The sequence below is a fragment of the Pseudomonadota bacterium genome (assembly GCA_039196715.1).
GTDB lineage: Bacteria > Pseudomonadota > Gammaproteobacteria > CALCKW01 > CALCKW01 > CALCKW01.
Genome location: JBCCUP010000125.1, coordinates 1 through 7798, shown reverse-complemented (window position 1 = coordinate 7798; position 7798 = coordinate 1). Strand labels below are relative to the sequence as shown.

The window sequence follows — 7798 nt, the reverse complement described above, 5'->3', positions numbered from 1 at the left end:
GGGTGAGGAACCCGAGCGAGGCCTCGGTGCGTTCGATGACGCCGGACGGGCTGTCGTCGGGTTCACCCTCGGCGTGGCCGAGGCCGGCGAACGCGAGGCAGCAGAAGAGCAGGGCGGCTCGGAAAGGGTGTGCGTGGGTTCGGCGTGGCGCGGTTGGCATCAGGCGGCTCGGCTCAGGGTCCAGACGGTGTGGATGCGCGGGTTGCGGGCAAAATCGCGTGGCAGGGTGCGGGCGCTGATGTTGTCGATGTCGCAGTCATCAAACGCAGCCTCGTCGAGCTTGAAGCGGCGGTGGTTGGTCGAAAACACCAGGGTGCCGCCGGGTGCGAGCCGCGCCAACGCGTTGCGCATCAACGGCACGTGGTCGCGCTGCACGTCGAAGCTCTGTGACATGCGTTTCGAGTTCGAGAAAGTCGGTGGGTCGAGGAACACCACGTCGTAGTGCTCGGTGTGCGTGGCCAACCAACTCAGTACGTCGGCGCGCTCGAGGCGGTGCGCGCGGCCATCGAGTTGGTTGAGCGAGAAATTGCGGCCCGCCCAATCGAGGTAGGTCTGCGACATGTCGACGGTCAGCGACGCGGCCGCGCCGGCGAGGGCTGCCTGCACGGTGACGCTGCCGGTGTAGCCGAACAGGTTGAGCAGGCGTTTCCCGCGGGCGAGGTCCGCGACGATCCGTCGCGTGGTGCGGTGGTCGAGAAAGAGGCCGGTGTCGAGGTAGTCGTGCAGGTTCACGGCGAAACGCGCGCCGCCCTCGGTGACGCGGATGAACGCCTCGGTGTCGTCGTGCTTTTGGTACTGCGCGTCGCCGCGCTGCCGCTGTCGGCGCTTCACCACGCAGCGCTCGGCTGGGATGCCGAGCGCCTCGGGCAACACGGCGACGGCGTCCTCGAGGCGCTGTGCGGCGCGCGCTGCGTCGACCGAGGACGGTGCAGCGTACTCCTGAATGTGGGCGTGCTCGCCGAAGAGGTCGATGGCAAGCGCGTACTCGGGCAGGTCGGCGTCGTAGAGTCGGTAGCAGGCGATCTGCTCGCGCGCGGCCCACTTGCCCACCGTGCGCTGGTTCTTGCGGATGCGGTTGACCAGGGCGTCGGCACCGCGTGCCAGCGCCGCCTCACGCGCCGCCGCCTGGCGTCGGGCCGCAGCGGCGACACGGTCGACCACGTGGTCGGGGTCGAGCGGGAGTTGCAACAGTGTCCAGTCGTCCTGGTCGACACGAAACTGGTTGCGTTTGCGTGCGCGCAAGCCGAGTTGTTTGCCGCAGTCGAGGTTCGGCACCAGCACGCCGGCGCGGTGGGCACGTTCCTCGGCGTCGGCGGTGGCGTCGGGCCCGATGGCAGCGGCGTGCTTCAGCCCGTCGCCGAGGGCAGGCCACGTGCTGTCGCTGCACTGTGCGTTCACAGGTGTGGCGACAACCAGCGTGCTGTGGGTCAACGGCCGCGTGCGCAGCCGCGTCACCGGGTCGGTGTTGTCCAGTTCGACCGTGACGCCAGCGGCCCGAATTGCCGCGCGTGCGACCGCGTGCAAGCGCCGGTCGGGCTCGACCGCGACCACACGTGGCAGTGCTTCTGGGGTCGGCGTGTCCCCGGCAGCCAAGGCGTCATCCCACACGGACGGGTCGTGGTCCTGCCAACCGAGAAAACCCCAGTGGGCCCGGCTGCGGTTGGGCGCGAGTCCCGCCGCCATCTCGGCCGCTTCGATCGCCACCGTGCCGTCGCACGACCAGAGACAGACGAGTTCGTGTTGTGCCGTGTCGGGCCAACCCGACTTCTGCAGCAGCGCCGCGGCCAGGTTGGCCGGAACCGCGGGCCGGCCGCCTTCGGCCAGCCAGGGTCGGCGGTGCAAGGCACCGCCGCCGAGGTCGAGCGCGAGCTGGGCGCGGTTGTCGAGCAGGTAGGCGTTGATGCGGCAGTCGGGCTGATCGCGGTCGACATCCGGGCGCTCGCCGCGCGCGTCGCGCAGCACATCGACCACGGCGTCCTTCACGCGTTGCGCGCCGAAGCGCGTGTGCGTGAGCGTCGATCGGCTGCTGCTGAAGTCAACTGCGAGCGTCGCGCCTGGCGCCAGCAGCGCGGCCCAATCGACGCTGCGGCAGCCGGTGTACAGCGCGGTGTCGTCGGCTGCGTCGAAGGCCGCCAGCGGCAACAGCACACGGCTAGCGAGACGGCTTCGGAGGCACACCCGATAGAGTACCGCCAGCGTGGCAGTGCAATACACCCCACCGCGGCCTGGCTTGACCGCGGTGGCGCCGAGCGCGGCCAGCTCGTCGGCCAACTGGGGCTCCAGGCTGCGTGCGGCGGTGACAAACAGGGTGTGATCGGTCATGCGGGGTCTCGGTTCGAGCCGTCTCGGCGAACGCGCTCAGCCGCCGTCCGCCGTGCCGTCGCGCCGCGGGTCGGCCGCGCCGTGCAGCACCCCGTCGACAAAGCGGATGGCGTGCAGGCCGCTGTTCATGTTGCGCACGGTGACCGTGTGGCCGAGCGCTTCGAGCTCGGCCTGCAGGTCCGCGGCTGGCGTGCCCTCCTCGAGGTCGGTGGCGCCGTTGCGGTTCGCGACGTGGCCGAGGTCGAGCGCGGCTTGCAAATCCATGTCCCAATCGAGGATGGCGACGAGGCTCTGGGCGACGTAGTTGATGATGCGCGAGCCACCCGGTGAGCCGATCAGCAACGCCGGCTCGCCGTCTTCGAGCACGATGGTCGGCGACATGGAACTGCGCGGGCGCTTGCCCGGCTCCACCCGGTTGGCGATCGGCTTGCCGTCTTTTTCTGGCAGGAAGGAGAAGTCGGTGAGCTCGTTGTTGAGCAGAAAACCACCAACCGACAGGCGCGAGCCGAAGCCGGTCTCGATTGTGGTGGTTACCGAGAGCGCGTTGCCCTCGGCATCGACGATGTTGAAGTGGCTGGTGCCGGCGCGTTCGCGCTGCAGGTCGGCCGCGAGTGCGGTGCGCTCGGGCCAGGGCGGGTTGCCCGCACTCGCTTTCTCCATTGCCTGGGCGGGGTCGATCAGCGTGCTGCGGGCGCGCAAGTAACCCGGATCGAGCAAGCCGGCGAGCGGCAGCGGGACGAAGTCGCTGTCGGCCATGTAGAGCGCGCGGTCGGCGTAGGCGAGCTTGCCGGCCTCGGCAAAGAGGTGCCACGCCGCGGCGCTGTTGCCGAGCCCGGGCAAGTCAAAGCCGCTGAGTAACCCCAGCATCTGGCCGACCGTCAACGCGCCGGAGCTCGGCGGCCCCATGCCGCACACTTCGTAGCCCCGGTAGGGGGCACAGACCGCCGGGCGCTCGATGACGCGGTAGCTGGCGAGGTCGTCGAGCTGCATCGTGCCGGGGTTGTCGTTGTCGCTAACGGCCTCGACCAGCGCAGCGGCGAGCTCGCCACGGTAGAAGGGCGCAATGCCTTCGCGCGCCAGCAGCGCAACCGTGTCGGCGAAGTCGGGGTTCGTGAGCGTGTCACCGGCCGCGTAGGGGCTGCCGTCGGCCTTGAAGAACAGCGCGCGGGTCGCGGGGTACTTGCCGAGGTCCTTCGAGGCGCCCCAGGCGATCGACTGCGCCATGCGCTCGGTGACGGTGAAGCCGTCGCGCGCGGTGCGTTCGGTGGGCGCCAGCAACGCTGGCCACGCCTGCCGGCCAAAGCGTTTGTGCAGGTCGTCCAACAGCGCGAGCGTGCCGGGCACGCCAACCGAGCGGCCGCCGATGACCGCGTCCCACCAGCCCATGCGTTCGCCGTCGGCGGTGAGGAACAGCGATTCGGTTGCGGCGAGCGGTGCCTGCTCGCGGCCGTCAAAGGTGGTGACGGCACCGGTTGCCGCGTCACGGTAGACCGCGAAGGCGCCGCCGCCGATGCCCGAACTCTGGGGTTCGACCAGGTTCAGCATGAACTGCACGGCCACGGCCGCGTCGGCGGCGTGGCCACCGGCGGCGAGCACCGCTCGCCCAGCTTCGGTCGCGAGCGGGTGGGCGCTGGTGACCATGTAGGTGGGTTTGATCACGGTGGCCCGGCTTTGGGTGCCGAAGGTTTTTTCCGGTTGGTCGGTTGCGTGCAGGGGCGGGCTCAGCGCCAGGCTGAGCGCGAGGGCAGGGAGCAGGGTGAGCGGGCGCATGGGGGCGGTCTCCTCGGGTTGTCGTCGAGACAGGGTGCCTTCGCGGCGGCGTGTGCGTGCCAGCCTACCAGAGCGCACAGGCTGCCACTGGCCGGGCCGATGGCCCGCATGCCGTGGCGGCGTTATGCCAAGGCCGGCTGTGTCGCACTCAGCGGGTCAGGCGGGTCACGCCCTCGTCACCTGCGAGCAACAGCAGGTCGGCCGGGCGGTTGGCGAAGAGGCCGACCGTGACCACGCCCGGGATCTGGTTGATCTCGGTCTCCATCGCCACCGGGTCGGCAATCTGGAGGTTGTGCACGTCGATGATGAGGTTGCCGTTGTCGGTGGTCACGTCCTCGCGCAGCGCGGGGTCGCCGCCGAGCTGGACCATCGACCGCCCGACCAGGCTGCGTGCCATCGGAATCACCTCGACCGGCAGCGGAAAGGCCCCGAGCACCGGCACGAGCTTGCTGTCGTCGGCGATGCAGACGAAACGCTCGCTGGCGGCGGCGACGATCTTCTCGCGCGTGAGTGCCGCCCCGCCGCCCTTGATCAGGCGAAGGTGCTTGTCGGATTCGTCGGCGCCGTCAACGTAGACCGCGAGCGTGCCGGCGGTGTTGAGGTCGAGCACGTCGATGCCGTGGCTGCGCAGCCGCGCTGCGCTGGCCTCGGAGCTCGCAACCGTCTCCCGGATGTCGGGCCGCTGCGCGGCGAGCAGATCGATGAAGTGGTTGGCGGTCGAGCCGGTGCCGATGCCGACCAGACTGTCGGCCGGCACTTCGTCGAGGGCTGCCTGGGCGGCGGCGCGTTTCTTGTCGTCTGACGTCATGGTCTGCGGCGCTTGGGAAAACCCACAGGATACCAAGCGCGCCTTTCGCGTTGTGTGGTTATTGGCTACATTGAGGGTCAGTCGGCGACGGTGCACCCATGGACCACTACATCGAGAAAATCCTCAGCGCGCGTGTCTACGACGTGGCGCGGGAAACGCCGCTCGACACCGCGCGCAACATGAGTCGGCGCCTCGACAACACGGTGCTGCTCAAGCGCGAAGACCAGCAGCCGGTGTTCTCGTTCAAGATCCGCGGCGCCTACAACCGCATCTACCGGCTCAAGGCCGAAAACCCCAACCTGCCGGGTGTGATCACGGCCTCGGCCGGCAATCACGCGCAGGGCGTCGCGCTTGCGGCGACCAAGCTCGGCCTGAAGTCGATCATCGTGATGCCGCGCACGACGCCGAATATCAAGGTGCAGGCTGTGCGCGATTTCGGCGGCCGCCCGGTGCTGCACGGCGACGCTTTCGACGACGCCTTCGCGCACGCGGTGGTGCTCGCAGACGAGCGCGGCTACACCTTCGTGCCGCCCTTTGACGACCCCGACGTGATTGCTGGCCAGGGCACCGTCGGCCTCGAGCTCTGCCGCCAGCACCCCGACCCGATCCACGCCGTGTTCGTGCCGGTTGGCGGCGGCGGGCTCGCCGCGGGCGTTGCGGTGTACATGAAGTACCTGCGACCCGACGTGCGCATCATCGGTGTCGAGCCCGTCGACGCGGCGTCGATGCAGGCCTCGATCAAACGGGGCCGGCGGACCGACATTGGCGAGGTCGGCTTGTTCGCCGACGGCGTCGCCGTGCGGGTGCCGGGCAAGGAGACCTTCCGGATCTGCCGGCGGACCCTCGACGACGTGATCACCTGCACAGTGGATGAAATCTGTGCGGCGGTGAAAGACGTGTTTGACGACACGCGCACGCTGAGTGAGCCGGCCGGCGCGCTCGCGGTCGCGGGCCTGAAGAAGTATGCCGCCCAATCCGGTGTGACCGGTGCCAACCTGATCGCGGTTGTCAGCGGTGCCAACGTCAACTTCGACCGGCTGCGCCACGTCGCCGAGCGGGCGGAGATCGGCGAGCAGCGCGAGGCGCTCTTCGCTGTCAACCTGCCGGAGAAGCCCGGTGCCTTTCGGAAGTTCTGCCAGACCCTCGGGCGGCGCGGCATCACGGAGTTCAACTACCGCTACGCCGACGGCGAGGAGGCGGTGGTGTTTGCCGGCATCCAGCTTGGCGACGGCGCCGCCGAGCGCAGTGACATCTACCGCAAGCTGGTCGGGGCCGGCTACGACGTCCAGGACCTGACCGACGACGAGGTGGCCAAAAACCACGTGCGCTACATGATCGGCGGTCAGGGCAGCGGGGCCGACAACGAACACCTGGTGCGGTTCCGGTTTCCGGAGCGTCCCGGCGCCTTGCTCGACTTTCTGATGCGCCTGGCACGCGGCTGGAACATCAGCCTGTTCCACTACCGCAATCACGGGGCGGCCTACGGCCGGGTGCTCTGTGGCATCCAGGTGCCGGACGGGGACGAGCCGCAATTCCACGACTTCCTCAAGTCGCTTGGCTACACCTACTTTCTGGAGTCTGACAACCCGGCCTACAAGGCCTTCTTGCGGTGAAACGGTGGCTTGGACGGCTCGCACTGGCCTGCCTGGTCGGTGCGATCGCGCTGGTCGCGGTGCTGATCTGGAACACTACGCAATACACGCTCGAGCCGCCTGTCGACGTGGCGCTCGAACAACCGCTGTTGCGTGTGGACACCGACCGCGTTGCGACCAAGCTTGGCCGCGCGCTGCGCCACGAGACGGTCTCCGGGGGTGACGCAGACAACGCCAGCTTCGCGCCTTTCCGCGCGTTTCTCGCCCAGATCGAGTCGGATTTCCCGTTGGTGCACAGCCGCTTGCAGCGCACTCTGATCAACGAGCTGACGCCGGTCTACCACTGGCGCGGGCGTGATCCAAATCGGGCGCCGATCCTGCTGATCGGGCATTACGACGTGGTGCCGGTGCTGGAGGACACCCTCGACGACTGGGTCGAATCGCCGTTTTCGGGGCAGGTGTCAGCCGGGCACGTGTGGGGTCGCGGAGCTCTCGACAACAAGGGCGCAGTCATCGCCATGCTCGAGGCGGTCGAGCTGATGCTCGAGGCCGGTGTGCAACCGGCGCGGTCGGTCTGGTTGGCCTTTGGTCACGACGAGGAAATCGGCGGGCGAGACGGGGCCCAGGCCGTCAAAGCCCACTTCCAGGCGAACGGCGTGCGCTTCGACTGGGTGCTCGACGAAGGCTCGATGGTGCTGGACGGGATTGTGCCTGGCTTGTCAAAGCCATTGGCGAGCATCAACACGGCCGAGAAAGGCTACTTCAGCGTTGACGTGGTCGCGAAGAGCGAGGGCGGACACTCCTCGCTGCCGACCGACGAGCTGGCGGTGGAGATCCTGGCCGAGGCCCTGCTCGACATCCGCGACAACCCGGTACCGGGTTTCTACGACGGCATCACGGCGGACTTCTTCGACGCCATCGGGCCGGCGATGCCGTACGGCCAGCGCATCGCGTTCGCCAATCGCTGGCTGACCAGCGACGTGCTGGCGCGCATCCTCTCCGGGGCCAACACCACCAACGCGATGCTTCGGACCACCACGGCACCGACCATGTTGACCGCCTCACCGCGCGAGAACGTGTTGCCGAGCGAGGTGCGCGCCACGATCAACTTCCGTGTCCACCCGCGCGATTCGCTCGACGGTATTGTCGACCACCTGATCACCGTGATCGACGACACCCGCGTTCGCGTGGAGCCCGACCCCCGCGGCTTCTAAGCGTCGCCGGTGTCGCGGGCAGACAGTGCCGGCTTTGCCTTGCTCGCCGCCACCGCGCGCGCCGTCTTTGGCGACATCATCGTGGCGCCCGG

The 7798-nt window shown here is 68.7% G+C and carries 5 protein-coding genes; 2 read left to right on the top strand and 3 right to left on the bottom strand.

Features of this window, described 5'->3' with window-relative positions:
* Positions 1-159: 159 nt before the first annotated feature.
* From rlmKL to rpiA, 3 genes are all read right to left on the bottom strand, one after another.
* Complete coding sequence (rlmKL, locus tag AAGA11_22135) at positions 160-2322, bottom strand: bifunctional 23S rRNA (guanine(2069)-N(7))-methyltransferase RlmK/23S rRNA (guanine(2445)-N(2))-methyltransferase RlmL (protein ID MEM9605574.1); 2163 nt, start codon at positions 2320-2322, stop codon at positions 160-162.
* Between the two features lie 36 nt (positions 2323-2358).
* Positions 2359-4092: a gamma-glutamyltransferase gene (ggt, locus tag AAGA11_22130; protein MEM9605573.1), complete on the bottom strand. Its 1734-nt coding sequence runs from the start codon at positions 4090-4092 to the stop codon at positions 2359-2361.
* A 148-nt stretch (positions 4093-4240) separates the two neighbouring features.
* Positions 4241-4900, bottom strand: coding sequence for a ribose-5-phosphate isomerase RpiA (gene rpiA, locus AAGA11_22125; GenBank protein MEM9605572.1), 660 nt, complete (start codon positions 4898-4900; stop codon positions 4241-4243).
* Between the two features lie 98 nt (positions 4901-4998).
* Between rpiA and ilvA the strand changes: the two genes are divergently transcribed.
* The gene (gene ilvA, locus AAGA11_22120) at positions 4999-6513 is read left to right on the top strand and encodes a threonine ammonia-lyase, biosynthetic (protein MEM9605571.1); all 1515 of its coding nucleotides are present in this window, start codon (positions 4999-5001) and stop codon (positions 6511-6513) included.
* On the top strand, positions 6510-7706 hold the full coding sequence (locus AAGA11_22115) for a M20/M25/M40 family metallo-hydrolase (GenBank protein ID MEM9605570.1): 1197 nt from the start codon (positions 6510-6512) through the stop codon (positions 7704-7706). Before ilvA ends, AAGA11_22115 begins: the two co-directional genes overlap by 4 nt.
* Positions 7707-7798: the final 92 nt, after the last annotated feature.

Coding starts and splice junctions, on each gene's coding strand:
- rlmKL (MEM9605574.1), bottom strand. CDS start 2,322: ATGACCGATCACACCCTGTTTGTCACCGCCGCACGCAGCCTGGAGCCC.
- ggt (MEM9605573.1), bottom strand. CDS start 4,092: ATGCGCCCGCTCACCCTGCTCCCTGCCCTCGCGCTCAGCCTGGCGCTG.
- rpiA (MEM9605572.1), bottom strand. CDS start 4,900: ATGACGTCAGACGACAAGAAACGCGCCGCCGCCCAGGCAGCCCTCGAC.
- ilvA (MEM9605571.1), top strand. CDS start 4,999: ATGGACCACTACATCGAGAAAATCCTCAGCGCGCGTGTCTACGACGTG.